We start from the raw sequence: 1185 nt of genomic DNA, 5'->3' as shown, positions 1-1185 counted from the left end.
GATTTTCTATTTATCGACGAAAAGCCGCTGATTTTCAGGGAAAACAAAATATCAAACGGCGCCCTAAAATGGGAGAGATATAACGTCCCAAATCATGCCGACCATTGAATATATCGTATGCTGATTAGTTACAGTAAAACCAACCCGATCAAAGCACGCACAGACATAGCCAATATGCTCAAATACTAGCCTAATCCCTGACAATTTCATGACAAAATCGATCGAAACAGGAATAAAGTACTCGCCCCCGATACGGGGTTGGATTTCACAAAGTAAGATTATCTAACTATAGTAATCCTAACCTCATAATTCTAAGAGACTTTTATGCGTTCACTATCGCGCTTCTTACTCCTCACTTTAGCCATTCTCTCATGGCCTAGTCATGCCAACTTGGAATATGACTTACAATCTCAGCCGCAGGTATCCGATTCTGCTGTTGACCTCGATGCTCGAATTGATTCGTTACCCGATCCCCTCTTTATGGAGTCGTCGGACCGACGCCAAGTCAATATCTTGTTAGCTGAAGTTCTGCGAGTTCAAAAGCAGGAAATCAAAATCTTCGAGCAACAGATAAAAGCTTATAGAGATAACAACGACGTCGCTCAATGGTTTGAGGTTCAAACCAGTTACGTCACTTTGAATAGCTTAAACGTCAGTAAACAACATCTTCTGGAACAGACGAGCTCTGCGAACAAAGAGCGCTTAACCGGTTTTGGCCCTTATGGTGTTACCCAGTTTAAGCAAGAATGGGAATTAACTAAGCTCAATATTGAGTATCTTGCATACTTCCAAATCCGAAGCTTCAAGGCGTTAGTTAACGATATCTTTATTTCGCCCGTACCTGTGATTGGTGCGTCGTTAAAAGTGTTGTTCATCTATTTCGGTTTAGTGTGGTGGCTTGCTAACAGCACTCGCTTAATTGAGTTGTTTCGAATTAACTTTCTTGAAGCGAAAACGAATCCTCCTTTCTTGGTTCGTGTCATTTGGTACATCAGCCGCGCTGAAATTGCGATTGCTTGGCTAATTGCCATCACATTGTCATTGAGAGTGCTTTCTAGTATCCCTAGTCTGCAACATTTGATTTTCCTGGAGATCTTCACGTGGTGGATTCTAGGTGGTTCGATTGCCATCAGCTTTATTTTGGAATTTGCCTACCGTTTGGGTCGTACATCCAATCAAGAAGTG

1 pseudogene is annotated in these 1185 nt (G+C 41.9%); it reads left to right on the top strand.

What is annotated here, in order from left to right:
* Window positions 1-324: 324 nt before the first annotated feature.
* A pseudogene (locus AB4653_RS27890) lies at window positions 325-1185 on the top strand (ATP-binding protein); the annotation flags it as partial.

This window comes from Vibrio sp. 10N.222.48.A3 (assembly GCF_041475345.1).
Taxonomy (GTDB): domain Bacteria; phylum Pseudomonadota; class Gammaproteobacteria; order Enterobacterales; family Vibrionaceae; genus Vibrio; species Vibrio tasmaniensis_A.
Note: the sequence above shows the minus strand (reverse complement) of the source record. Positions and strands in the feature narration are given on the sequence as shown.